Below are 25,845 nucleotides of genomic sequence, written 5' to 3'. Positions count from 1 at the left end.
TATCCCCCTCATCCGGCGCTCAGATCGTAGAGCGAAACGGAATCGACGGTCGTTGCCTCGAAATTCGCCTCTACCCATGCGGAGATCTCCGCCGAGGTGGATGACCCGTCCCCGCCTCCGCCGGGTCCTCCGCTCTGACCGTCCGATCCGGAGCCGATGTACCAGTGGATCTGCCCCTCGGCGACAAGCTGCTTGAATTCTGAGAGAGTCGGCGAGGGATCGGTGCCGTTGAATCCTCCGATGACCATCACGGGTTCCTCCACAGCCAGCTGGTAGCCGGCGGCCTGGTTGGCGCCGGTCGCTGCCGCCGCCCACGTGAAGTCGGACGCGTCCTCGCCGAGGAGTTCGGTGAGTTCGTCTGAGGGGGTGGCTCCGCTGAGCAGACCGCCCATCCCGCCGCCTCCGACGCCACCATCCTCGCCGTCACGGCCACCGTCGTCGCCTGCGGGACCGCCCCCACCGGCAGGGCTTCCGCCCCCACCCGCAGGGCCTCCGCCTCCGCCACCCGGGCCGCCCATGCCCGAGTTCGTTCCGGCGATCGTGACGATCGACCCTTCGGTCGAGGCTGCGATCGTGCGCACACTCAGCTGCGTTGGGATCACCAGGCTGGCGATGAGGGCCACCGATGCCACTGCCGACATCAGAGCGCGGTTCCGCCTGAGGCTGTCTCGGCCCGCTCGGAACCTGAGGCCGGTGCCGATCAGGAACAGTGCGCCCAGGATGGAGACCATGAGCACGCCCCAGCGCAGCCAGCCGGGGATTCCGCTCATCGAGGCCGTGAGGATGAACTGCCACGCCCCTGTCAGTGCCCAGGCCAGGGCCAGCAGGAGCACGGCGCCGTAGCTTGCCCGGGTGAGAAGCAGCGCGACTCCGAGGGCGAGGATCACAGCGATCGCCGGCACCAGAGCCACCGTGTAGTACTCGTGGACGATGCCGTTCATGTTGCTGAGCACCAGCCATGTCACCACCAGCCATGCGCCCCACATCATCACGGCAGCCTCCAGACTGCCCGATGTCCGCGCAACCGGCAGGTTTGTGCTGCGGTCACGGCGACGTCGGGCCACCTCGGCGCGGATGAGAAGAACGACGATCACGGCGAGCAGGAGCAGAGCGGTCGGCAGGAGCCAGGCGATCTGGGCGCCGAAGCTGCCGGTGAGCAGTCGGGCGATGCCGGTCTCTCCCCAACCGCCACCGCCCTGGCCGCCTCCACCACCTCCGACGGAACCGGCCTCGTTGCCCGTCAGCCTTCCGAAGCCGTTGTAGCCGAAGGTCAGTTCGAGGAAGGAATTGTTCTGTGATCCACCCACATAGGGTCGATCGGCTGCGGGAGTGAGCTCGACGAGGGCGATCCACCAGCCGGCGCTGATGACCATTGATGCGATCGGAACCAGGAGCAGAAGGCACCGGTGCAGCCATGAACGGCGGGCGAAGAGCACCCAGGCCACGGCCAGTCCCGGCACGATGAGCAGCACTTGGAACTGTTTGGTGAGGAAGCCGAAGCCGAGGCAGATGCCGGCGAAGCCAAGCCACAGAATGGCATCACGCGTCGCAGTCCTAGGTGTGCTGCCCACGGCTTTCAGCCCATGCTGGGTCGCCACGACAGCTGCCGCCATGAGGGTGAACAGGAGAGCGTCCGGGTTGTTGAACCGAAACATCAGCGCCGTGATCGGTGAGAGCGCGAGCACGAGGCCTGCGCCCAGCGCGGCGAGCCGCTCGAGTGTGGCACTCGTGTGTCCGTGCAGGGCCAACCTCGTCGAATGGGCCACCAGCAGCACACTCGCTCCGGCCAGCAGCACCTGCGGCAGGAGCATCGAGAACGAGGAGAACCCGAAGACGCGCGCGCTCAGCGCCATCACCCACAGGGACGCCGGAGGCTTGTCGACGGTGATGGCGTTCGCGGAGTCCAGGGAGCCGAAGAGGAAGGCCTCCCAGTTCTGTGATCCTGCCTGCACGGCAGCCGCATAGAAGGAATTCGCCCACCCGTTGGCGCTGAGATTGGTGAGGAACCCCGCAATCGTGACCAAGGTCAGCAGGGTCAGGGCCGCCGGGTACCAGAACCGGCGCAGCTGCCTGTCCCCGGTGTTCGCAGAAGGGTTCTCATCCATGGTGTGCACTCCTCGAGTTATGGTGTGCGCCGATGGCGAACACCCAGGTCCGCAGCAGCACGAAGCGCACGATCGTGGCCAACAGATTCGCCGACGTCAGCACCGCCAGAGTCCCGACCGACGCCAAGGGCCCGGTGAAGTTCGCAGAAATGGCCAGCCCCGCCGAGGTGAACCCGAGACACAGCGCGAACGACGCCAAACCCTTGATCTGAGCCGCGAGACCATGGTGGGGCGAGCGGACTCCGAAGGTATGTCGCCGGTTGAGGCCGGTATTGGCCACAGTTGAGATGAGAAGCGCGCCGAGGTTGGCCACAGCGGGTGAGAACATCTGCACTCCGAAGAGGAAGAGGACCGCATACAGCAGGGTGCTGACGATGCCGACATCGATGAAGTGCAGGATCTGGGCTCCGGTGTTCGGAGCGGGAACGTCGTCGATGCCCAGCGTTTGTCCCCCGGAACGGCGGGTCGCTCTCCGCAGCCGGTGAATGCCCTTCACATCGGCCCATGCGGTGGCGAGGACGTCGACCGAGGAATCGGGGTCATCGACCCAGTCTGTGCCGAATTCGTGGATGCGCAGCCCGGCCCATTCGGCTCTGGTGAGCAGTTCGGTGTCGAAGAACCATGCCGTGTCTTCGACCAGCGGCAGCAGCTTCTTCGCGGCCTCCGCGGACATCGCTTTGAACCCACACTGAGCGTCGCTGTAGCCGACTCCCAGGCTGAATCTCAGGAGGCGGTTGTAGCAGCGTGAGATGACCTCTCGTTTCACCCCGCGGCTGATGTCGAGGCCCGGCAGCAGCCGACTGGCGATGGCGACATCGGCGATACCGGACCGGATGACCTCGACCATCGGATCCAGCGCGCGAATGTCGGTGGCCAGATCCACATCGGTGTATGCCACGACGTCAGCGTCAGAGGCCGACCACACCTTCGACAGGGCGCGGCCGCGGCCCTTCTGCTCCAGGCGCACATACCGCACGTCGGGATGCTTCTCAGCGAGCGCCTCGGCGATGGTGGGGGTGGAGTCGGTGCTGGCATTGTCAGCGATGATGATCGTGACGTGGCTGTCCCCTTCGCTCGTGGCCCTCAGAAGCGTTGCGACGGATGTCGCCAGGCTGGCCTCCTCGTTGTAGACGGGAACGACGAGATCGACGTTCGTGGACGTTGGGGCGTCGTGAGTCGCGGTGAACGGGTGGGCGTGGGGACCTGCCTGGTCCCAAGGGATGCTGTGCTGTCTCATGAGGACAACAGTTCCGCTCGGTCTTAGGCCCAGCATTGGTCGAAGCTGTGGCCAGCCTGTGGGAATCGGAGAGTCCCTATCGCTGTCGCATAGCCTTTATCGCTCCTGCCGAAGTGTGGTCCCAGCTACACTGGGCGTCATGGCCAAAGAAGATCCCCCGCACTCGCCCGCGCCCCGCATTCGAGCTTCTGACAAGGACCGCGACGCCGTTCTCGGAGTCATCACCGACGCTGTCAGCAACGGTCGGCTCGACCCGGAGGAGACCGCCGAACGTCAGGATGAGGCGATTTCTGCGAAGTACCTAGACGAGCTGCTGCCGCTCATCGTCGATCTGCCCGAAGGACACGAGCTCTACCGCACCCTGCAGCGCCAGACCGGTGGTGGAACGACAGCGGGGACATCACTGGCCCGCAGCGCCGGACCCGCCTCACTGGCTCCTATGGCCGAACCGGGCTCAGCGAAGCCGATGAACTCGGTGGCCATCATGTCGGGGCGCGAACTCGATGTGCCCGCCGGCACGGCCGAGGTGACGACCTACTCGCTCATGGGCGGCGACAACATCGACCTGTGCGACGTGATGGGACCGGGAGTCACAGTGTCACTGACCTCGTATTCGATGATGGCCGGCCACGACATCTACGTTCCCCCGGGTGTGCGTGTCCGCGACGACACGATCAACATCATGGCCGGCAATGAGATCCGCGGCTCCGCCAAAGGAGACGGTTCGAACGGGACCCTCGTCCTCAAGGGCGTGTCCTTCATGGCTGGTCATGACGTGCATTTGGCCAAAGGTTACCGAGCAAAGGATCAGGGGCAATTGGAATGAAGATAGGTGTACTGACCTCCGGCGGTGACTGCCCCGGACTCAACGCGGTCATCCGCGGAATCGTCCGCAAGGGCATTCGCTCCCACGAGGATACGTTCGTCGGAATCCGCGACGGGTGGCGCGGCCTGCTCGAAGACGATGTGTTCGACATGTCGATGCTCGACGTTCGTGGACTCTCCGGCCGCGGCGGCACCATCCTCGGCACTTCGCGCACCCACCCCTATGAGGGCGGCGGGCCGGAGCGGATGCGTGAGGTGATGAGCGCCCACGGCATCGACGCGATCGTTGCGATCGGCGGCGAGGGAACTCTGGCCGGTGCCGCCCGACTCGTGCACGAAGAGGGTCTGAACATCATCGGCGTCCCGAAGACCATCGACAACGATCTCAGCGGCACCGACTACACCTTCGGCTTCGACTCGGCCCATGCCATCGCGACCGAGTCCATCGACCGGCTCCGCACAACGGCGGAGTCCCACCACCGGTGCATGGTCATCGAGGTCATGGGCCGCAACGTCGGGTGGATCGCACTGCATGCGGGAATGGCCGGTGGCGCCCACGCGATCCTCATGCCCGAGTTTCCCGTCTCCTTCGACCAGATCGAAGAGTGGGTGACCTCGGCCAGGGACCGTGGTCGTGCCCCGATTGTCGTCGTGGCCGAAGGCTTCATTCCCGAGGGTCTCGACGAACAGGTCGCCGACCGCGGTGTCGACAACAAGGGCCGGACCCGCCTCGGCGGTATTGCGGACTTCCTGGCGCCAAAGATCGAGGAGATCACGGGAATCGAATCCCGTGCCACCATCCTCGGACACCTGCAGCGAGGCGGCTCCCCCACGGCCTATGACCGGGTCCTGTCCACGCGCCTGGGGATGGCTGCGGCAGATCTCGCGCACAACGGCGACTGGGGCAAGATGGCCAGTCTCAAGGGCACCGACATCGTCTCGGTCGACATGGCCTCGGCCGTCGATCGCCTCAAATCAGTTCCGCTCCAGCGCTGGGAAGAGGCTCAGGTCCTCTTCGGCTAGCGGACGCAGGCTCCGTGTGAATAAGCGAAGAGGGGCACCCACCAGTTGGTGGGTGCCCCTCTTGCTGTGCCTGTCGGCTCAGTCCGGAGACTCAGCGACAGGAACGCGACTCAGATGAGGCGCTTCAGCTGAAAGCGCCGTAGTCGTAGTCCTCCAGCGGGATGGCGGATCCGGAATCGGAGCCGATACCTGCATAGAAGTCACCGTAGCTGTTCGTGAACATTTCGGCCTTCGCCTCTTCGGTCGGCTCCACCACGATATCGCGGTGTGTCTGCAGGCCGGTGCCCGCAGGGATGAGCTTACCGAGGATGACGTTCTCCTTGAGACCCAGCAGGGTGTCCGACTTGCCTTCCATAGCGGCCTCGGTGAGGACGCGTGTCGTCTCCTGGAAGGACGCGGCGGACAACCACGAATCGGTGGCCAGAGAGGCCTTCGTGATGCCCATGAGCTCGTCACGAGCCGATGCCGGCTGGCCACCTTCGGCGACCACGCGGCGGTTCTCGCCCTGGTAACGACCACGGTCGACCAGCTCGCCGGGCAACAGGTTCGTATCGCCCGACTCGATCACGGTCACGCGACGCAGCATCTGACGCACGATGACCTCGATGTGCTTGTCGTGGATGCCCACGCCCTGCGAGCGATACACCTTCTGCACCTGCTCAACGAGGAAGCGCTCGGCCTCACGACGACCGCGGATGCGCAGCACCTGCTTCGGATCGACAGCACCGATGACCAGCTGTTCGCCGGCCTTGACGTTCTGTCCGTCCTCGACGAGCAGTCGGGCACGCTTGGAGACTGCGTGCTCGATCTCTTCGCCCCCGTCATCGGGTGTGATGACGACGAAGCGGGTTTTGCGGCTGTCATCGACCTTGGCACGTCCGGTCGCCTCGGCGATGGGAGCGAAGCCCTTCGGTGTGCGAGCTTCGAAGAGCTCGGTCACACGCGGCAGACCCTGGGTGATGTCACCCGTGGACGCGGCCGCACCACCGGTGTGGAAGGTACGCATCGTGAGCTGGGTTCCCGGCTCACCGATCGACTGGGCAGCGACGGTGCCGATGGCCTCGCCGATGTCGACCAGCTTGCCGGTGGCCATCGAACGACCGTAGTGCATGGCCGAGATCTGCGTGTCCGAGTCAGCGGTGAGCACAGAGTGCACCTTGAGCTCCTCGATGCCTGCCGCGACCAGCGTATCGATCGTCTCTGCGGTGACGTCGGTCTTCGCCGGCACGATGACATTGCCATCGGCGTCGGAGACGTCTGAAACCGTGAGACGGCCGTAGAGGCTCGTCTCTGCATACTCGTGCGGTACGAGGTTGCCCTCGTGGTCGCGCTCGGCTGCAGGCAGGGTGATGCCCTTGTTCGTATCGGCTTCAGCAGTGCGGACGATGACGTCCTGCGACACGTCGACGAGGCGACGGGTCAGGTAACCGGAGTCAGCGGTACGCAGAGCAGTATCGGCCAGACCCTTACGAGCACCGTGCGAGGCGATGAAGTACTCGAGCACCGACAGTCCCTCACGGTAGTTCGAAACGATCGGACGAGGGATGATCTCACCCTTCGGGTTCGTCACCAGTCCACGCATACCGGCCAGCTGACGGACCTGCATCCAGTTGCCTGATGCACCGGACTCCACCAGACGCAGAACTGAGTTCTCCTCTGGGAAGTTCGTCCGCATGACCTGGTCGACCTTTTCGGTCGTCTCAGTCCACAGCTTGACCAGCTCGTTGCGGCGTTCGTCGTCGGTGAGTGCACCGAGTTCATACTGCTGCTGAACCTTCGTGTCGAGGGCCTCGGCGTTGTCGAGGATCTCGGTCTTGGCCTCGGGTGAGACCACATCTGACATCGAAATGGTGATGCCCGAGCGGGTCGCCCAGTAGAAGCCGCCAGCCTTGAAGTTGTCCAGGGTGTGTGCGACCTCGACCTTGGGGTATTCCTCGGCCAGGTAGTTCACGATGCGGCTGAGTGCCTTCTTGTCGATCGTGGAGTTCACGAACGAGTAGTCAGCAGGCAGGTAATCATTGAACTGCGCGCGACCCAGAGTGGTCTGCACGTCCAGCGGATCGCCGGCTTCCCAACCTTCAGGAACCTCGAGAGCGTCACCGGGGACGACGTTCTCAAGACGGATCGTGATCAGCGAACCAAGGTCCAGCTCTCCACGATCGAAGGCCATGATGGCTTCGCCGAGTCCGGAGAAGGACCGTCCTTCGCCGGCCAGTCCCTTGCGTTCGGAGGTGAGGTGGTACAGACCGATGATCATGTCCTGTGAGGGCATGGTCACGGGCTTGCCGTCCGAAGGCTTGAGAATGTTGTTGGCGGAGAGCATGAGAATGCGGGCCTCAGCCTGCGCCTCGGGGCTCAACGGCAGGTGAACGGCCATCTGGTCACCGTCGAAGTCAGCGTTGAATGCCGAGCAGACGAGTGGGTGAAGCTGAATGGCCTTGCCCTCGATGAGCTGCGGTTCGAACGCCTGGATACCCAGACGGTGCAGGGTCGGTGCACGGTTGAGCAGCACCGGATGTTCGGTGATGACCTCTTCGAGCACATCCCACACCTGTGGATGCTGACGCTCGACCATGCGCTTTGCCGACTTGATGTTCTGCGCATGGTTGAGATCGACCAGGCGCTTCATCACGAAGGGCTTGAACAATTCCAGAGCCATGGTCTTGGGCAGACCGCACTGGTGCAGGCGCAGCTGCGGACCGACCACGATGACCGAACGGCCCGAGTAGTCCACACGCTTGCCCAGGAGGTTCTGGCGGAAACGTCCCTGCTTGCCCTTGAGCATGTCCGACAGTGACTTCAACGGACGGTTGCCCGGACCGGTCACTGGACGACCGCGACGACCGTTGTCGAACAGTGAGTCGACGGCTTCCTGCAGCATCCGCTTCTCGTTGTTGACGATGATCTCGGGAGCACCGAGGTCCAACAGACGCTTGAGGCGGTTGTTGCGGTTGATCACACGACGGTAGAGGTCGTTGAGGTCAGACGTTGCGAAACGTCCACCATCGAGCTGCACCATCGGGCGCAGTTCAGGCGGCACCACCGGCACAACGTCGAGGACCATGCCCTCGGGGTTGTTGTCAGTGGTCAGGAATGCGTTGACGACCTTGAGACGCTTCAGGGCGCGGGTCTTGCGCTGGCCCTTGCCCGTAGCGATCAGTTCACGCAGCTTGTCTGATTCGGCCTCGAGGTCGAAGTCGAGGAGACGCTTCTGAATCGCCTCGGCGCCCATGGCACCGGTGAAGTAGAGACCGAAACGGTGGAACATCTCGCGGTACAGGCTCTCGTCGCCTTCGAGGTCGTTGACCTTAAGGCTCTTGAACCGGTCCCACACCTGCTCAAGACGGTCGACCTCGCGGTCGGCGTTCTTGCGCAGCTTCTCCATTTCCTTCTCGGCGACATCACGCAGCTTCTTCTTGGCCGGGGCGGAGCCGCCGTCGGCCTCGAGAGCTGCCAGGTCCTCTTCGAGCTTCTTGGCACGACGGTCGATGTCAGCGTCACGGCGAGTGCCGATCTGCTGCTTCTCAATGTCGATCTTGTTCTGCAGGCTGGGCAGATCCCGGTGGCGGGAGTCCTCATCCACCGAGGTGATCATGTAGGCGGCGAAGTAGATGACCTTCTCGAGGTCCTTCGGAGCCAAGTCCAGCAGGTAGCCCAAGCGCGAGGGAACACCCTTGAAGTACCAGATGTGAGTGACCGGTGCGGCCAGCTCAATGTGTCCCATGCGCTCACGACGGACCTTGGCGCGGGTCACCTCGACGCCGCAGCGCTCACAGATGATGCCCTTGAAGCGGACACGCTTGTACTTGCCGCAGGCGCACTCCCAGTCGCGAGTGGGTCCGAAGATCTTCTCGCAGAAGAGTCCGTCCTTCTCGGGCTTGAGTGTGCGGTAGTTGATGGTCTCAGGCTTTTTCACCTCACCGTGTGACCAGCCGCGGATGGATTCCGCGGTAGCAAGACCGATACGTAGCTCATCAAAGAAATTGACGTCAGGCACGTAAATCCTCTTTCCTGGCGATGAACGTCTCGTTCATCGCGAAGTTGTGTCGGTTGAAGTGGAAGTCCTCAGACTTCTTCTACGGTCTGGGCTTCACGGCGCGACAGGTCGATGCCGAGCTCTTCAGCTGCTCGGTAGACCTCGTCCTCGCCGTCACGCATCTCGACCTCGGCTCCGTCCGAAGACAGAACTTCGACGTTGAGGCACAGGGACTGCATCTCCTTGATGAGGACCTTGAACGACTCGGGGATTCCCGGATCGGGCAGGTTCTCGCCCTTGACGATGGCCTCGTAGACCTTCACACGGCCTGGGATGTCATCGGACTTGATCGTCAGCAGTTCCTGCAGCGTGTACGCCGCACCGTAGGCCTCGAGGGCCCACACTTCCATCTCACCGAAGCGCTGACCGCCGAACTGTGCCTTACCACCGAGCGGCTGCTGGGTGATCATCGAGTACGGACCGGTCGAACGGGCATGGATCTTGTCATCGACGAGGTGGTGGAGCTTGAGCATGTACATGTAACCGACAGCGATCGGGTACGGGAACGGCTCACCGGAGCGACCGTCGAACAGCTGGGCCTTGCCCGAGGAATCGATGAGTCGATCCCCATCGCGGTTCGTAGTCGTCGAGTCCAGCAGTCCACGCAGCTCCTGCTCGTGTGCACCGTCGAAGACTGGAGTCGCCAGATTGGTTCCGGCTTCGGCTTCGCGTGCCGCAGTTGGCAGGTCGGCTGCCCATTCGGGGCTGCCTTCGATCTTCCAACCCTGCTTCGAGATCCACCCGAGGTGGACTTCGAAGACCTGGCCGATGTTCATACGACGAGGAACACCGTGGGGGTTGAGGATGATGTCGACGGGGGTTCCGTCGGCCATGAACGGCATGTCCTCAACGGGCAGGATGGTCGAGATGACACCCTTGTTGCCGTGACGACCGGCCATCTTGTCACCGATGGTGATCTTACGACGCTGGGCGACGTAGACGCGGACCATCTGGTTGACGCCCGGCGAAAGCTCGTCGTCTTCCTCGCGGTCGAAGACGCGGACACCGATGACGGTGCCGATCTCGCCGTGGGGCACACGCAGTGAGGTGTCGCGGACTTCACGGGACTTCTCACCGAAGATCGCGCGCAGCAGGCGCTCTTCCGGTGTCAGCTCGGTCTCACCCTTCGGGGTGACCTTGCCGACGAGGATGTCGCCATCGGTGACTTCGGCGCCGATGCGGATGATTCCACGGTCGTCGAGGTCAGCCAGGGCATCCGGCGAGATGTTCGGAATATCGCGGGTGATCTCCTCGGCACCGAGCTTGGTGTCGCGAGCATCGACCTCGTGCTCCTCGATGTGGATCGAGGACAGAACATCGTCCTGAACGAGACGCTGGGAGAGGATGATCGCATCCTCGAAGTTGTAGCCTTCCCAGGACATGAACGCCACGAGAAGGTTCTTGCCCAGAGCCATCTCACCGTTCTGAGTGGACGGTCCGTCCGCCAGGACAGTGCCCGGCTCGACACGATCGCCTTCGTCGACGATGATGCGCTGGTTGTACGAGGTTCCGTGGTTGGAACGCTTGAACTTCGAGGCGCGGTAGGTCTGCATCGTGCCATCGTCGGCGAGGACGGTGACGAAGTCGGCGGACACCTCTGTGACGACGCCCGGGCGATCGGCAGTGATGACATCGCCGGCGTCGACAGCGGCACGGTATTCCATGCCGGTACCCACAACCGGGGACTCCGACATCACCAGCGGCACAGCCTGACGCTGCATGTTCGCACCCATGAGGGCACGGTTCGCGTCATCGTGCTCGAGGAACGGAATCAGTGCGGACGCAACAGACACCATCTGACGTGCGGAGACGTCCATGAAGTCAATCGTGTCGTACTGGACCAGTTCGGCTTCTCCTCCGCCGCCCTTAGGACGTGCGAGAACTTCGACCTCGGCGAAACGCTGCTCTTCGGTCAACGGCGCATTGGCCTGCGCGATGTTGAACTCGAGCTCGTCGTCGGCAGTCAGGTACTCGGTGTCATCGGTGACGACACCGTCGACGACCTTGCGGTAAGGCGTCTCGATGAATCCGAACGGGTTGATGCGGGCGTAGGAGGCCAGCGAACCGATCAGACCGATGTTCGGGCCTTCGGGAGTCTCGATCGGGCACATGCGTCCGTAGTGCGACGGGTGGACGTCACGGACCTCCATGGCGGCGCGGTCACGCGAGAGGCCACCGGGCCCCAGAGCGGACAGACGGCGCTTGTGAGTCAGACCCGCGAGCGGGTTGTTCTGATCCATGAACTGCGAGAGCTGCGAGGTGCCGAAGAACTCCTTGATCGCAGCCACCACGGGGCGGATGTTGATCAGGGTCTGAGGCGTGATCGCTTCAACGTCCTGGGTCGTCATGCGCTCACGGACGACGCGCTCCATGCGAGAGAGTCCGGTGCGGACCTGGTTCTCGATGAGTTCGCCGACTGCACGGATACGACGGTTGCCGAAGTGGTCGATGTCATCGAGCTTGACGTTGAGCTCGATGTTCTCGCCGTCACGGACACCCTTGGAGGTGTCGACCCCGGCGTGCAGAGACACGAGGTAGCGGATGGTCGCAACCACGTCATCGGTCGAGAGGACCGAGTCGCTCAGCGGGGCGTCGACACCCAGCTTGCGGTTGACCTTGTAGCGGCCGACCTTGGCCAGGTCGTAGCGCTTGGGGTTGAAGTACAGGTTGTTGAGCAGGTTGCGTGCCGCTTCAGCGGTCGCGGGCTCTGCCGGGCGCAGCTTCTTGTAGATGTCGAGCAGCGCTTCGTCCTGCGTGTTGACCGTGTCCTTGGCCATGGTCTCGCGGATCGACTCGAACTCGCCGAACTCCTCGAGGATCTTCGCTTCGGACCAGCCGAGGGCCTTGAGCAGAACAGTCACGGACTGCTTGCGCTTGCGGTCAAGACGCACGCCGACCTGGTCGCGCTTGTCGACCTCGAACTCCAGCCAGGCACCACGGGAAGGGATGATCTTCGCGGTGAAGATGTCCTTGTCAGTGGTCTTGTCGACGCTGGACTCGAAGTAGGCACCGGGCGAACGCACGAGCTGCGAGACGACAACGCGTTCGGTGCCGTTGACGATGAACGTGCCCTTGTCGGTCATCAGCGGGAAATCACCCATGAAGACCGTCTGGCTCTTGATCTCGCCCGTGTTGTTGTTCATGAATTCGGCGGTCACATACAGTGGTGCCGAATAGGTCATGTCGCGTTCCTTGCACTCATCAATGGAGTACTTGGCAGCTTCGAACCGATGCTCCCGGAACGACAGTGACATCGATCCACCGAAGTCCTCGATCGGTGAGATCTCTTCGAAGATGTCTTCGAGTCCCGAGGTGGTTGCGACGGAATCGTCTCCGATTTCGATGGCTTCGGCGACGCGGTCCTGCCACGATTCTGAGCCGATGAGCCAATCGAAGCTATCCGTCTGCAGACCGAGCAGATCGGGAACCTCGAGCGGTTCGCGAATCTTCGCGAAGGAGATTCTCTTGGGGGCGTTAGCGGTCCTGGTGTTATCGTTGGCGGCGGCCAATGGGATCCTTCCGAGTGCTTCACCAATTGATAGGTTGACCCTCCACCCGAAGTCACATCGACGACCCCAGATGTGTCAGACTTCGACACCGGGCGACAACGTGGTTCACTTGAGTGGAAATGAGGTGCCCCCCGCTATATGAAGGCACGCCACAGGCAGATCAACGCAAATATCAAGTCTATAGCAACCGGTCAAGTCATGCAAGACGCTTTTTCCACAGACCGACACATGCCCACATTGCCATCCCTGCCACCTCAGCGCGGTCGTAAAAGTGTGCGACCCTGGTAAAGGCGGCAGCACCTCGGCGAGGATGCCCTCGATCTCATCGTCACGGCGAGATCGGGATGAGATGTGAGCAGTCCAAATGAGCCGACGTTCTAGACTGCATCCATGGTCAATGTCAGCGTTCTCAGTCAGAATCCGGCCGCGGTCAACTGCGGAATCATCACCGGATCCCACCGCAGCCTCATCGTCGACTCGGGCCCCGGGCCCAGCGCCGCGGACCACTTGGCCTGCAGGGCCCAGCAGCTGAGCCTCGAGGTGACGGGCCGAGACAATCCCATTGATGCCGCCATCACCCACGACCATTGGGACCACTTCTTCGGCAGTGCCACCCTGGCCGAGGCAGGCGTCGAGACCTTCCACGTCTCCGAATCATTCGCCCGGGACCAGGAGGCGACGGCCTGGATCGCACTCGACGCCGTCCGCAATGCACCCGAGACCGCCGAGTTCGCATCCGAGCTTCCTGTGGACCCCAACGCCCTCATCGTCAAGGTCTCCCCCATCGATGGACCTGAGTCGGGGGCCATGCTCGACCTGGGGAACTGTCGGGTCGAATTCCATGTGCTGGGCGGACACTCCACAGCGGACCTCGTCGTGCGCCTGGTCGATCAGGGCATCGTGTTCACCGGGGACCTGGTGGAAGAGGGCGATCCCCCGCAGGCAGGCAACGATGCTTCACTGAGCGAGTGGGTGACCAGCCTGCAGACCCTGCTGTCATTCCCGGAGGCCACAGTCTTCGTGCCCGGCCACGGTGTGCCTGTGGACCGGGCATTCGTGGAGCGTCAGCTTGCCGATATCGATGGTCTGCGGATGAATCAGGCCGACGCCGAGGTGGCTCTGCCCGCCCGTACGATGCCCGGTGACCATGACCGCAGCTTCCCCCGGGAGCAACTCATCGGCCCTGCCGATGCAGCGCGGTGACGAGGTCGCCTCCAATGGCTCCGAAGAGGGTCTGAGCCCAGATGCTCTCGCCTTCGGCGTAGGGCGTATCACCGTCGAAGATCCACTGCAGCTGATTGCCGACCTGCAGGTCGTTCTGACAGCTGCCGCAGACGGGCACACGCACCCCTGAGCTGTCAGCATCGAGACGGGTCGTGGACTGTGCCTCTCCGTGGAGGGGGTTGATCGTGCACAGACTCTGCGGGAGCTTGCTGCGGTTGCGCGTGCCCGGCTTCCCCTTTTTACCCGACTCCACCTCGGCGAGTTCACGTCCTGCCTGCCGCAGCAGAACCATCGCACCGGCGAGATCGATGCGTTCGGTGTCCCTATCATCGACGATGCTGCGAGCGATCTGGTAGCCGTCGAGTGCTCTCTCCACCTTGGCGGCCTTGTCCGCGTCGAGGTTCGATGTCTGCAGACGATCGATTTCGCCGGCGATCCGGGAGGTGTCGGCGTTGATGTCGTCGCGCAGCGATGTCCGCTGCAGGGAGTCGACCCGGTCCAGGAGTTTGCGGGGCAGTCGGAATTCGTGGTGCCTGCGGCTCTCGGCCGCTCTCGACTTCAGTGTGCGGACAAGGAAGACTCCGGCGATGACAAGCGCGAGCACGAGGACGGCTCCGCCGAGGAACATCGGTGCGAAGCTGCTTGAGTTGCTCTCCTGGCCGAAGTCACTGCCGGGCACCTCCTGCCCTGCGACAGGTTCGCCCGGTTCCTTGACTGCCTCCGGATGGGCGTAGAACTTGAGCAGCGTATTCAGCTTCGACAGCGACGGCGTCTGGACGCTCCATTGGGCGTGGGCGTTGGCATTTTGTTCCATCACCTGCATCGCGAGATCATGATCATCCTCGATCTGCACCTCGGTGTAGAGCTGTGTTGTGTCGCTGATCAGGACGAAGGAGCCCTCGCCTCCGTGGTCGGCAGCCACTTCCCGGAGCAGGTCGAGGTCGAGGACCTTGTCGTCGACGGCGATGACATAGACGTCGAAGTCCAACCCTTGTGTGGTCGACTTGGCCTTGTCGACGAGGCGAGAATCGAGGGTGCCCACGGCGGACTCGTCGATGTAGAAGTGATCTGCCTTGAGAGAATCAGCGATCTGCGTTGCGTCCACGTTCACTTCCTTCGGTTCCGATGATTGACGGACCGTGTGTTGGCACCAGAGGTGAGTCCCTCACGCTCCCGACGCCAGTAGCCCCAGCCTGCGACTCCGATCAGCGCGATCACCCCGCCGACGACGAGTCCGAAGATGGCGCCGGAGATGGCTGAGACCGGGGAATATGAGAGTTCATGAGAGTCATCGGAGTTGTCCTCGGCCACCAGCGGCTCTGCCGCCTCCAGCTTCTGCGGCTGGGCGTTCTTCAGCGCCTGGACCCAGGCCAGGCCCGTGGTGGTCAGCGTATCGTCGGGGCCCGGTTCCGGACGCTGCCGAATGTCGCGTTCGACCTCCTTGGACCCGATGCTCTGACCGAAGGGGCTGACGACGAGGACGGTGGCCCCATCACTGTCGAGCTCATGCGCGATACGGGCGGCCTTGAGGTCCAAGTTCGCATCTGTGTCATCGAGCTGGGTGTGGTTGATGAACGCCACGTAGATCGGGACGTCAAGCCCCTCGAGCTCGCCGCGGATGGCTTCAAGTCCCTCGTCATCAACGTCGAATGCCAGATAGTCGTCGACATGGATCGGATCTGATTCCAGATCCTTCGCCAAATCCTGATAGGTCGCGGGGTCGTAGTTCGGGTCGAGCCCACTCCGGATGCGGTCGTCGTAGACCGAGTCGACGGAGATCTTGTCACTCTCTTCGACTGCTATCCGCTCCTGCTTCGCCTCGTTGAATCGCCAGATGCTGACCGAGGTCGACCCTGCAGCAACTGCGCCGAAGATGATGACGGCGATGATCGTTCTGACCCACGTGTTCATTCTCGACCGCTGCCCATCTTCGTCACGATCGCGTCTTCGAGATCCGCAAAGCTGCCGAAACCCGATACTGCGTATGCGTCATCACGTTGATAGTAGGGAACGGCTTTCACCCTCTTCGCCCCAGGGGCCTTCGGCACCATCAGGCACTCGGATTCGTGCCCGGCGTTAAGGTCTGCACGGCAGTCGACACAGACGTTGATCGTCAGCACAGCTGTTCCCTGCCTCCACGCGAAGCCGGAGATCGCCCCCGTATGTGTCGGAAAGAAGAAGCAGAAGCGCGGCTCCTCGTCCCGAGTCTTCGTTCCCTTCGCCGAGGGGGTCCGCTGCAGGTGTTTCTGCAGCCAACGATCAGTCTCGGTCAGAGCCAGGATCGCGTGGCGATGCGAGAAATCGATATCGGTGGCCCAGTCGGGATGTGTTGCCACGATCTCTGTGATCGCTGTCTGAACGCGTCGGCCACGGTCGTGCAGTGCCCACATCTCCTCGTCCGGGGCTGCAGGGTCGGGCAGTTCACGGAGTGCAGCCTCGAGCGCCTGAGGAAGTCTGCGGTTCCTCACCAGTTCCGGACCTCGGGTGAGATTATTCCGCCAGGCGTACCTGTTGCGTCGCAGGAGCACCCACGCGGTGAGTCCGATCGCCGCAGCAGCCGTTGCCTTGAAGACGAAGCCGTCCGGATCACCGTAGTCGAGTCCGTTTGCTTGAATGTAGTCATCCTCGTCCGCCCTCGGGTCGAAGTCCGGCAGAGGTGGTGGTTCGGTTCCCTTCACCGTCGCGATGAGCAGGTTCAGGTGATAGGGCACCGCAAGTTCGACGGGCAAGAAGCGATTGGTCTTCGAGCGCTGCAGCTGATCTGAGACTCGAGGAACCCTCGGGCCGCTGTCATCGACGATGTAGGCGAAGGTTGAGGCCGAGTATTCGGCTTCTGAGAAGATGACGATGATCTGTTCGGCCTTGGCGCTCTCGAACATCGAATATGCGAAGTCAGCGGTGAAACGACCCCAGCCGTCCTGGGCCGCCTCGGAGTTCGAGAGGCCGGGCACGATGGCAATGAAATGAGGAATGTCCGACGTGGACGCCTGCGCCGAGGCGTGGGTGAGGGACGACTTCTGTCTCGGTGTCAGTCACGGTTCGACAGACGGGTCGATGAAGAGCGGATCGTGGTCCCAACCCTCGCGGATACGACTGCGGAGATGCTCCAGCAGCGCCGTCTGAGAATCGGTTGTCTTGGTCACCTGACAAGATTAGTATGCGAGCGCTTCATGCCCTAAATCTCGTCGGTTGCAGTCTTGGAACATCTCTGGCGTTTCTGCGCCTGAGCCGTTGCCTGCAAACGTGAAGAACCCCACAGCATCAGCTGTGGGGTTCTTCGATGCGGCAGCGGTCAGACCGCTGCCAGCGAAATCACTTGAGGGTGACGGTTGCGCCCGCGCCCTCGAGTGTTTCCTTGGCCTTCTCGGCTGCGTCCTTGGACACGGCTTCGAGAACGGCCTTAGGTGCGCCGTCGACGAGGTCCTTGGCTTCCTTCAGTCCGAGGGAGGTGAGCCCACGAACTTCCTTGATGACAGGAACCTTCTTCTCGCCGGCCGATTCGAGGATGACGTCGAATTCGGTCTGCTCTTCAGCAGCTTCTTCAGCGGCAGCAGGAGCAGCGGCAACTGCGGCAGCAGGTGCAGCAGCTTCAACTTCGAAGACCTCTTCGAACTTCTTGACGAAGTCCGAGAGTTCGATCAGGGTGAGCTCTTTGAAACCTTCGATGAGCTCTTCGGGGGTGAGCTTAGCCATGGTGGCCAGTCCTTCCTTTGGTGGTCACTGTGAGCGACCGGATTTATAGGGTGATGCTCAGGCGTCTGAAGCAGGAGCGTTGTCCTGCTTCTCGCGGAGAGCGTCGACAGTGCGCACGGCCTTGACCATCGGAGCGGTGAACAGGTAAGCCGCCTGGTGGAGGCTTGCCTTCATTGCACCAGCTGCCTTTGCAAGCAGCACTTCGCGTGGTTCGAGGTCGGCGAGTTTGTTGACATTCTCAGCACTGAGGACGGCACCATCCCAGTAGCCGCCCTTCAATACGAGCTGAGAATTCGCCTTGGCAAAGTTACGCAATGCCTTTGCAGCCTCTGGTGGTTCACCGTTGACGAATGCGATCGCGGTGGGTCCGCTGAGGAACTCATCGAGATCGTTGATTCCGGCTTCTTTGGCTGCAATAGCAGTGAGCGTATTCTTTACCACGGCGTAGCTGACGTTCTCACCGAGTGAAACGCGCAGATTCTGCATCTGCGCAACGGTGAGACCGCGGTACTCGGTCAGCAACACAGCATCGGAGTTCTCAAACTGCTGTTTGAGCTCCTCTACTGCGGCTGCCTTGTCTGGCCTCGCCATGGTAGTTCCTTTCGTACAGTCGCCGGTCGCGTCCCAACACCAAAAAAGCGCTCCACGCAGGCATGCGTGAAACGCTTCGAATGATGAGATCATAGGAACTCATCGGAAGAATCTCGTGCTCACCTGCGCAGGTCACTCCATTGGAGTCTTCGTCTCCGGGCAACAGGATCCGATTGCGAATTCTGCTGATACCGAAAAGACCGACGGTCTTGGGTAGTTGAAGTCTATCGAAGGTGCTCGAGTCAAGTCCAATCGATGACGGAGATGCTGGCCACATTCCTGCCCGAACTACCTGACGGCGGCCCAGATACCTGGCGCGAGGTATCAGGGCCGCCGTCAGGTAGCAGGTGAGGTTCAGTATTCGATTACGACTCGGCCGTCGATCTTGCCGTGGATCATCTCATCCAAGATCGCGTTGATGTCGCCGAGCGGTCGCTTACTGAACGTCGGGTGGATCTTCCCTGCGGCGTAGAACTCCAGCGCCTCAACCATGTCCTGGCGGGTGCCGACGATCGAACCGCGGATCGTGAGTCCCTTGAGGACGATGTCGAAGATCGGTGCGGGGAAGTCTCCCGGCGGCAGTCCGTTGAAGACGATGGTGCCGCCTCGACGGGTCATTGAGATCGCCTGCCCGAATGCCTTCGGGTGCACCGCCGTGACAAGCACGCCGTGCGCGCCGCCGACCTTCTCCTGGATGATCTCGGCCGGTTCCGCTGCGAAGGCGTTGACCGTGATCTCCGCGCCGTGCTTCGTCGCCAGGGCCAGTTTGTCGTCGGCGACGTCGACGGCGATGACGCGCATCCCCATTGCCACCGCATACTGAACAGCGATGTGGCCGAGCCCGCCGATGCCGGAGATCACAACCCATTGCCCGGGCTTCACCTCGGTGCGCTTGAGCCCTTTGTACACGGTGACTCCGGCGCAGAGCACCGGGGCGATCTCGTAGGGGTCCGAGCCTTCCGGGATGATAGCGGCGAACTTCGTATCGACGAGCATGTACTCACCGAACGATCCGTCGACGCCGTACCCGCCGTTGACCTGCTGCTCACACAGAGTCTCCCACCCCTGGCGGCAGTGCTCGCATATTCCACAGGCGCTCCACAGCCAGGCGTTTCCGATCATCTGTCCGACCGTGACATCGGTGACGCCAGGGCCGACCTTCTCCACGGTTCCCACTCCCTCATGTCCGGGGATGAGGGGAATCTTGGGCTTGACCGGCCAGTCTCCGTGGGCTGCGTGCAGATCAGTGTGGCACACCCCTGAGGCGATGACCTTGACCAGTGCCTGGCCCGGACCCGGCTCGGGTATTGCGTTGTCTCCGACCACGAGGTCCTTGCCGAACTCTTCGACGACTGCCGCTTTCATGTCTGACATCATTGACTCCCTTGTAACGATGTTGGCTGTGCTGTCTGCGTCGCTGCCGTCTTGACAACGTCCGCGTGTGCTCGGAAGAAGCTGCGCCTCAGAAGAAGCCCTGAGCGTTCTCCGAGTAGCTGACCAGCAGGTTCTTCGTCTGCTGGTAGTGGTCGAGCATCATCAGGTGGTTCTCACGCCCGATGCCGGAGGCCTTGTAGCCGCCAAAGGCCGCATGCGCCGGGTAGGCGTGGTAGTTGTTGACCCACACGCGTCCAGCCTGGATGTCACGGCCCGCGCGGTAGGCGATGTTGCCGTTGCGCGACCAGACTCCGGCGCCCAGTCCGTAGAGTGTGTCGTTCGCCGTGGAGATGGCGTCGTCGTAGTCGCTGAAGGTGGCCACCGACACGACGGGGCCGAAGATCTCCTCCTGGAAGATCCGCATCCTATTGTTGCCCTTGAAGATAGTCGGCTGCACGTAATAGCCTCCGGACAGGTCCCCGCCGAGGTCGGCCCGGGCTCCGCCAGTGAGCACCTCAGCGCCTTCCTGCTTTCCGATGTCGAGGTAGGACATGATCTTCTCGAATTGGTCGTTCGAGGCCTGCGCACCCATCATGGTGTCGGTGTCGAGAGGGTTGCCCTGCACGATCTTCTTCGTCCGTTCTGCCACCGCGTCGAGGAAGGGATCGGCGATCGATTCCTGGACCAGTGCACGGGACGGACAGGTGCAGACTTCTCCCTGATTGAGCGCGAACATGGTGAAGCCCTCTTGAGCCTTGTCCCAGTAGGCGTCATCCTTGGCGTTGACGTCGTCGAAGAAGATGTTCGGGGACTTGCCGCCGAGCTCGAGGGTGACCGGAATGATGTTCTGGGAAGCGTACTGCATGATGAGACGGCCTGTGGTCGTCTCACCGGTGAACGCGATCTTCCTAATTCGCTTGTTCGACGCCAGGGGCTTGCCCGCTTCGAGCCCGAAGCCGTTGACGACGTTGAGGACACCATCGGGCAGTAGGTCTGCAATGAGTTCGACGAGGACGAGGATAGAGGCCGGAGTCTGTTCGGCAGGCTTGAGGACGATGGCATTGCCTGCTGCCAGAGCCGGCGCGATCTTCCACACGCCCATGAGGATCGGGAAGTTCCAGGGAATGATCTGGCCGACCACGCCGAGCGGCTCGTGGAAATGATAGGCCACCGTGTCGTCATCGATCTGCGACAGGCCGCCCTCCTGCGCCCGGATCGCCCCGGCGAAATAGCGGAAGTGATCGATGGCCAGGGGAATGTCGGCGTTGAGGCATTCACGGACCGCCTTGCCGTTGTCCCAGGTCTCGGCCACCGCTATCATCTCGAGGTTCTCCTCGATCCGATCAGCGATCTTGTTCAAGATCACCGCTCGCTCGGCGACAGAGGTCTTGCCCCAGGCGGGAGCCGCTTTGTGTGCGGCGTCGAGTGCGAGTTCGATGTCCTCAGCAGTACTGGCGGGCACCTCGCAGAACGTCTTGCCCGTGATGGGTGTCGGGTTCTCGAAATAGTTTCCATTGGCGGGAGCGACCCACCCTCCGCCGATGAAGTTCTCGTACCGTGGCTTGAAGGTGACGAGCGATCCGTCTCGACCAGGCTGAGCGTAAACAGTCATTGCAACTCCTTTGATGCGTATGCGGCGATCGGATGTGTGTCTCCGATTGCATTTCACGGTACGCAGGCCAACGTTGCATGTGGGTTGCATCACACAAGTCGAGCTGATTGCTTAAGCCCCACGGAGTCAGTATCCGAGGATCTGAATCAGTATCCGAGGGCCTCAAGTCGTACCACGGCTGCGTTGCGTTCCGGCGCTTCGGGCGGGGCCAGCCGCAGCACCGCCATCAGCACTTCCGAATCATCGCGAGCCTCGGCCAGCCCCGCATATCGCCACAGCTGCTGCCAGGTCCCGTCCTGCAGGAGGCTTTCCCGAATCAGCGCCTGCAGCTGCGCACCGATCTCCCGAACTCCGGGGGCGTCGGAATCGGGGAGCACATGCCCCTGATAGAAGTTGAACGCAGTCTCCACGTCACCTTGGGCCAGGCCCCGGTACGTGCGTTCGACGTCACTGTCGATGTCTCCCCGCAGACGGTAGGGCCGGGCTTCGAGGCGCAGATCGCCGAGGTGGTTGATGGTTCTGCGCAGACGCGCGATCTCCGCACGGACCGTGACTTCACTTCCGCCGAACGCCCACAGCCTGTCGGCGAGCCCTGCACCGCTGATCCCGTCGGGGTTGTCGGCCAGGAGCAGCATGATCTCAGCGTGGCGTCTCGACAGCGTGATCCGGGTGCCGTCCGAGCCGGAGAGCTGGGGACGCACTCCCGTGACTTCGAGGTAAGCACCTTGACCAGTGCCGACAGGAAACAGCCCACCGGAGTCCGGGGAGTAGAGCTTGGACAGCCCGGCACCGGCAGCCTGCGCCGTCGAATTCAGCAACGGCAGGACAATGGACGACACTGCGTCATCGCCGCCGGTGACATCGATGATGCCCAGAACCTGACCGGTCAGCGGATGGGTCACAGGCACTGCACTGCAGCTCCACGAGTGCACTTCGGCGGAGAAGTGTTCGGCCTGACTGATCTGCACGGCACTGCCCGAGCGCAGCGCGAGACCGGGTGCAGAGGTGCCCATCACGTCCTCCGACCAGTCAGTGCCCGGGACGAAGCCCATGGACTCGGCGCGGATGCGAACAGCGCGCTCGCCCTCGACCCACAGGAGACGCCCCTGCTCATCGCCGAGCGCCACCAGCAGCCCTGCCTCCTTGGCAGGTTCGATCAGATGTGACCGCAGCAGACCCATGATGGAGTGGAACGGATGCCGGCGTCTCACCTCAGCGAGCTGATCGGCCTCATAGGCCATGCGCACACGCACTCCGGCCGGATCGCGAAGCCGGCCAAGGGATCGGTTCCAGGATTCGAGGACAGCGGGGCGGACACCGGGGCCTGTGGTGTCCGGTGCAGTCAGTGACGCCAAATTGTCATGGGCGCGACGAACAATGCGCTGATAGTCGTCGCGAAGCAGCGGAGTCGAATGCATGGCGGAGTTCTCCACCCCCATCGGCGGTTGTCACACAGTAGTCTTCGGTGCTCACAATCTATCCGCGATACCCCATCCGGGCAAGACCGGATGCGGGTTATCAGGCAACAGAAAGGGCGGGAAGTGATTGCCTCACTTCCCGCCCAGAACTGCTGTCTGCGCTCAATCCCGCAAAGGGATCAGATCACACGCATCGATGAACCGTCGATCGGAACGGCAGGACCGTTCGATGTCGTCACGGTTGCCTTCGAGATGTAGCGGCCCTTCGAGGAGCTCGGCTTCAGACGAAGGATCTCTTCGATGGCTGCATCGAAGTTCTCCTGCAGTGCTTCGTCCGAGAAGGAGACCTTCCCGATGATGAAGTGCAGGTTCGAGTGCTTGTCGACGCGGAATTCGATCTTTCCGCCCTTGATCTCGGTCACGGCCTTAGCAACATCCATGGTCACGGTGCCGGTCTTGGGGTTCGGCATCAGGCCACGAGGACCCAGCACCTTACCCAGACGTCCGACCTTGCCCATCATGTCAGGGGTGGCAACAGCCGAGTCGAAGTCGGTGAAGCCATCGGCCACCTTCTCCAGCAGGTCATCGGAACCGACAAAGTCAGCACCTGCTTCACGGGCAGCTTCTGCACGGTCGCCGGCAGCGAACACCAGGACCCGGGCGGTCTTACCGGTACCATGCGGAAGGTTGACGGTGCCGCGCACCATCTGGTCCGCCTTACGTGGGTCAACACCCAGGCGGAGGGCGACCTCGACGGTGGCATCGTACTTTGCCACCGTGGTCTCTTTGGCCAGGGCGATTGCCTGAGCCGGATCGTATGTCACATCTGCGGCAATCTTCTCTGCCGCGGCCTCATAGGCCTTTGAACGCTTTGCCATCTGCTTCTCTCCTTGCAGTCGTGGTGCGGGCTGCGCGAGCCCTACCACAGTGAAATGTCTGGTCTCAGACCTCGATGTCGGTGGTCACGCCCATGGAGCGAGCAGTGCCAGCGATGATGCGGTCAGCCTGATCCAGGTCATTGGCGTTGAGGTCGGGCATCTTCACATTCGCGATGTCGCGAACCTGATCGGCGCTCAGGTGAGCAACCTTGTCGGTGTGAGGAGTAGCCGAACCTGACTTCACGCCTGCAGCCTTCTTGATGAGTTCTGCAGCCGGTGGGGTCTTGAGAACGAAGGTGAACGAACGGTCTTCGAACACGGTGATCTCAACGGGAATGATGTTCCCGCGCTGGGACTCTGTTGCGGCGTTGTAGGCCTTGCAGAATTCCATGATGTTGACGCCGTGCTGGGCAAGCGCCGGACCAATCGGAGGCGCCGGGTTAGCGGCACCTGCCTGAATCTGGAGCTTGACGAGGCCGGCTACCTTTTTCTTGGGAGGCATATACGGTCCTTAATCTTGAAGTTTCGATGCGCCAGAGAAATACGGCACATCGTTCGACAACGGCTTCCGATGAGAGCCGAGATCAAACCACACCAGTATTCCATGCCTGCAGACCCTGGAGCAAATGTCGGTGACAGGCGTCACTGGGCGTGAATGGCGTAAGGGCCCGGAATTCACCGGGCCCTTACGTTCGTTGAGAATTTACTCAGAGTTTGGAGACCTGGTCGAAGCTGAGCTCGACAGGAACGTCACGCTCGAAGATCGACAGAAGCACGGTGAGCTTCTGAGATTCCGGACGGATCTCCTGGATCGTTGCGGGGTGGCCTTCGAAGGAGCCCTCCTTGACGAGCACGGACTCGCCGACCTCGTATTCCACCTCGGTGATAGGTGCAGATTTCGCTGCCTGCTCAGCCTGCACACCTTCGGCGGCGGCCGCTTCGGCCTGGCGCTCTTCGAAGATCGGAGCGAGCATCGTGAAGACCTCGTCGATGGACAGAGGAGTCGGGTCGTATGCATTGCCCACGAATCCGGTCACGCCTGGGGTGTGGCGGACCGCGCCCCAGGACTCATCGGTGAGTTCCATGCGCACGAGCACGTAGCCCGGAATGCGCACGCGACGAACCTGCTTGCGCTGGCCGTTCTTGATCTCAACGACGTCTTCCATCGGCACCTGGGACTCGAAGATGAACTCCTCGAGATTGAGGCTGATGGAACGGTTCTCAAGGTTCTGCTTGACGCGGTTCTCGTAGCCTGCGTAGGAATGGATGACGTACCAGTCACCCTCCTGCATACGCAGTTCCGACTTGAACTCTTCTGCCGGGTCGACCTCGTCCTCTGCCTGCTCCTCATCCGTTTCATCGGAATCGGCCGTCGCTTCATCGGAATCGGCTACCGCGCCGTCGTCTGAAGCGACCTCATCGGAGTCAGCTGCGGCATTCTCGTCGTCAGAGGCAGCGTCGGCGGCGACGGTCTCGTCAGAGACTGCGTCCGCGGTGGATGCCTCGTCAGCGGGAGCATCTTCGGCCGGGGCGTCATCGGCGCTCACAGCGGAGGTTTCGTTCTCCACGTCTTCCACCACTGGTGCAACGCTCGACTCCTCTGGAGTGGCGCTCTGTGTCTCAGGGGTTTCCTGCTCAGGTGAACTGGTATCCGACACCGATCAATTCCTCGCTTCGCGTGTAGTGATTCCCATATGGGAGTGAAGGGTCTGCAACGTGCTTGAAGTCCAAGTGATCACCGCTGGAGGGTGATTCACCACAATGGCCACAGCGGTGTTCCACCGAAGACGAATCCGACGAGCTTGCCGAACACGAGGTCGAGAACCACCACGAGAAGCATCATGAAGAGGATGAAGCCCAGCACAACCAGAGTGTAATTGACCAGTTGCTTACGTGTCGGGGTGACGACCTTCTTCAGCTCCGCGATGACCTCACGGAAGAACTGCAAGATTCGTCCGAAGAACCCGAGCTGCTTACGACTGGCGCCCTTGGGCGTATCTCCAGTCTTCTTTGCCGGTGTGTCGCTCACACGTCCTCACTCGGTCGGTTTCCATTGGGACAGCACAATTGTTCAAGCCCGTCGAGGACGGCGTTTCGCCGATATGACTCAAGCAGATATCAACTGCGCAGGGGTGACAGGACTCGAACCTGCAACCTACGGTTTTGGAGACCGTTGCGCTACCAATTGCGCCACACCCCTTCGATTCGACACCCTCGATTCGTGTTCTTCGAGACGTGTCCAACCACGAGAAACGAGCATACCGTCTGTGACCGCCGTTAGTCGAACCGACCGCCGGCACCTGACGACATTCGACTTCCT

General features: G+C 62.0%; 19 protein-coding genes and 1 tRNA gene. 3 read left to right on the top strand and 17 right to left on the bottom strand.

Annotation, left to right across the window (positions count from 1 at the left end):
* Positions 1–8 precede the first annotated feature (8 nt).
* Both AAFP32_RS04790 and AAFP32_RS04785 read right to left on the bottom strand, forming a co-directional pair.
* Complete coding sequence (locus tag AAFP32_RS04790; protein WP_350270856.1) at positions 9–2,105, bottom strand: ArnT family glycosyltransferase; 2,097 nt, start codon at positions 2,103–2,105, stop codon at positions 9–11.
* Positions 2,098–3,342 carry a glycosyltransferase gene (locus AAFP32_RS04785; protein WP_350270855.1) on the bottom strand — a complete coding sequence of 415 codons (1,245 nt, stop codon included), beginning with the start codon at positions 3,340–3,342 and terminating at the stop codon, positions 2,098–2,100. Before AAFP32_RS04785 ends, AAFP32_RS04790 begins: the two co-directional genes overlap by 8 nt.
* 139 nt (positions 3,343–3,481) lie before the next feature.
* Between AAFP32_RS04785 and AAFP32_RS04780 the strand changes: the two genes are divergently transcribed.
* Both AAFP32_RS04780 and AAFP32_RS04775 read left to right on the top strand, forming a co-directional pair.
* Positions 3,482–4,168 carry a DUF1707 SHOCT-like domain-containing protein gene (locus tag AAFP32_RS04780; protein ID WP_009883581.1) on the top strand — a complete coding sequence of 229 codons (687 nt, stop codon included), beginning with the start codon at positions 3,482–3,484 and terminating at the stop codon, positions 4,166–4,168.
* A complete protein-coding gene (locus AAFP32_RS04775; protein ID WP_009883582.1) occupies positions 4,165–5,190 on the top strand; it encodes a 6-phosphofructokinase in 1,026 nt (341 codons plus the stop codon). The genes AAFP32_RS04780 and AAFP32_RS04775 overlap by 4 nt, the downstream gene beginning before the upstream one ends.
* A 124-nt stretch (positions 5,191–5,314) precedes the next feature.
* Here the strand turns inward: AAFP32_RS04775 and AAFP32_RS04770 are convergent, their stop codons facing one another.
* Positions 5,315–9,187: a DNA-directed RNA polymerase subunit beta' gene (locus AAFP32_RS04770; protein ID WP_101621013.1), complete on the bottom strand. Its 3,873-nt coding sequence runs from the start codon at positions 9,185–9,187 to the stop codon at positions 5,315–5,317.
* Positions 9,188–9,255: 68 nt separating this feature from the next.
* Positions 9,256–12,735 carry a DNA-directed RNA polymerase subunit beta gene (gene rpoB / locus AAFP32_RS04765; protein ID WP_350270854.1) on the bottom strand — a complete coding sequence of 1,160 codons (3,480 nt, stop codon included), beginning with the start codon at positions 12,733–12,735 and terminating at the stop codon, positions 9,256–9,258.
* Positions 12,736–13,125: 390 nt separating this feature from the next.
* Here rpoB and AAFP32_RS04760 point away from each other — a divergent pair, with 390 nt between their 5' ends.
* Entirely contained in the window at positions 13,126–13,938 is an 813-nt protein-coding gene (locus tag AAFP32_RS04760) for an MBL fold metallo-hydrolase (protein ID WP_350270853.1), read from the top strand.
* Here the strand turns inward: AAFP32_RS04760 and AAFP32_RS04755 are convergent.
* From AAFP32_RS04755 to AAFP32_RS04695, 13 genes are all read right to left on the bottom strand, one after another.
* Complete coding sequence (locus AAFP32_RS04755; protein ID WP_233430553.1) at positions 13,910–15,064, bottom strand: hypothetical protein; 1,155 nt, start codon at positions 15,062–15,064, stop codon at positions 13,910–13,912. The genes AAFP32_RS04760 and AAFP32_RS04755 overlap by 29 nt on opposite strands.
* A gap of 2 nt (positions 15,065–15,066) precedes the next feature.
* On the bottom strand, positions 15,067–15,870 hold the full coding sequence (locus tag AAFP32_RS04750) for a hypothetical protein (RefSeq protein WP_350270852.1): 804 nt from the start codon (positions 15,868–15,870) through the stop codon (positions 15,067–15,069).
* Positions 15,867–16,910, bottom strand: coding sequence for a hypothetical protein (locus tag AAFP32_RS04745; protein ID WP_350270851.1), 1,044 nt, complete (start codon positions 16,908–16,910; stop codon positions 15,867–15,869). The genes AAFP32_RS04750 and AAFP32_RS04745 overlap by 4 nt, the downstream gene beginning before the upstream one ends.
* A 361-nt stretch (positions 16,911–17,271) precedes the next feature.
* Positions 17,272–17,652 (bottom strand): 50S ribosomal protein L7/L12, encoded by a 381-nt coding sequence (rplL, locus tag AAFP32_RS04740; RefSeq protein WP_101621143.1) that lies wholly within the window; start codon positions 17,650–17,652, stop codon positions 17,272–17,274.
* A 57-nt stretch (positions 17,653–17,709) separates the two neighbouring features.
* Positions 17,710–18,243, bottom strand: a complete 534-nt coding sequence (gene rplJ, locus AAFP32_RS04735; RefSeq protein WP_101621142.1) for a 50S ribosomal protein L10 — start codon at positions 18,241–18,243, stop codon at positions 17,710–17,712.
* Between the two features lie 354 nt (positions 18,244–18,597).
* Positions 18,598–19,617, bottom strand: coding sequence for an alcohol dehydrogenase AdhP (gene adhP, locus AAFP32_RS04730; protein WP_101621148.1), 1,020 nt, complete (start codon positions 19,615–19,617; stop codon positions 18,598–18,600).
* Positions 19,618–19,705: 88 nt separating this feature from the next.
* Entirely contained in the window at positions 19,706–21,229 is a 1,524-nt protein-coding gene (locus AAFP32_RS04725; RefSeq protein WP_350270850.1) for an aldehyde dehydrogenase family protein, read from the bottom strand.
* A 146-nt stretch (positions 21,230–21,375) separates the two neighbouring features.
* Positions 21,376–22,647 (bottom strand): helix-turn-helix domain-containing protein, encoded by a 1,272-nt coding sequence (locus tag AAFP32_RS04720; protein WP_350270849.1) that lies wholly within the window; start codon positions 22,645–22,647, stop codon positions 21,376–21,378.
* Between the two features lie 179 nt (positions 22,648–22,826).
* Positions 22,827–23,525: a 50S ribosomal protein L1 gene (rplA, locus tag AAFP32_RS04715; RefSeq protein ID WP_101621139.1), complete on the bottom strand. Its 699-nt coding sequence runs from the start codon at positions 23,523–23,525 to the stop codon at positions 22,827–22,829.
* Between the two features lie 64 nt (positions 23,526–23,589).
* Positions 23,590–24,027: a 50S ribosomal protein L11 gene (rplK, locus tag AAFP32_RS04710; RefSeq protein WP_101621138.1), complete on the bottom strand. Its 438-nt coding sequence runs from the start codon at positions 24,025–24,027 to the stop codon at positions 23,590–23,592.
* A gap of 205 nt (positions 24,028–24,232) precedes the next feature.
* On the bottom strand, positions 24,233–25,183 hold the full coding sequence (nusG, locus tag AAFP32_RS04705; RefSeq protein WP_350270848.1) for a transcription termination/antitermination protein NusG: 951 nt from the start codon (positions 25,181–25,183) through the stop codon (positions 24,233–24,235).
* A 95-nt stretch (positions 25,184–25,278) separates the two neighbouring features.
* Positions 25,279–25,554: a preprotein translocase subunit SecE gene (gene secE, locus AAFP32_RS04700; RefSeq protein WP_009883598.1), complete on the bottom strand. Its 276-nt coding sequence runs from the start codon at positions 25,552–25,554 to the stop codon at positions 25,279–25,281.
* 98 nt (positions 25,555–25,652) lie between these two features.
* Positions 25,653–25,725 (bottom strand) — tRNA-Trp (locus AAFP32_RS04695).
* Positions 25,726–25,845: the final 120 nt, after the last annotated feature.

The sequence above is a fragment of the Brevibacterium sp. CBA3109 genome, assembly GCF_040256645.1.
Classification (GTDB): domain Bacteria; phylum Actinomycetota; class Actinomycetes; order Actinomycetales; family Brevibacteriaceae; genus Brevibacterium; species Brevibacterium koreense.
This window is presented reverse-complemented; position numbering and strand designations above follow the sequence as displayed.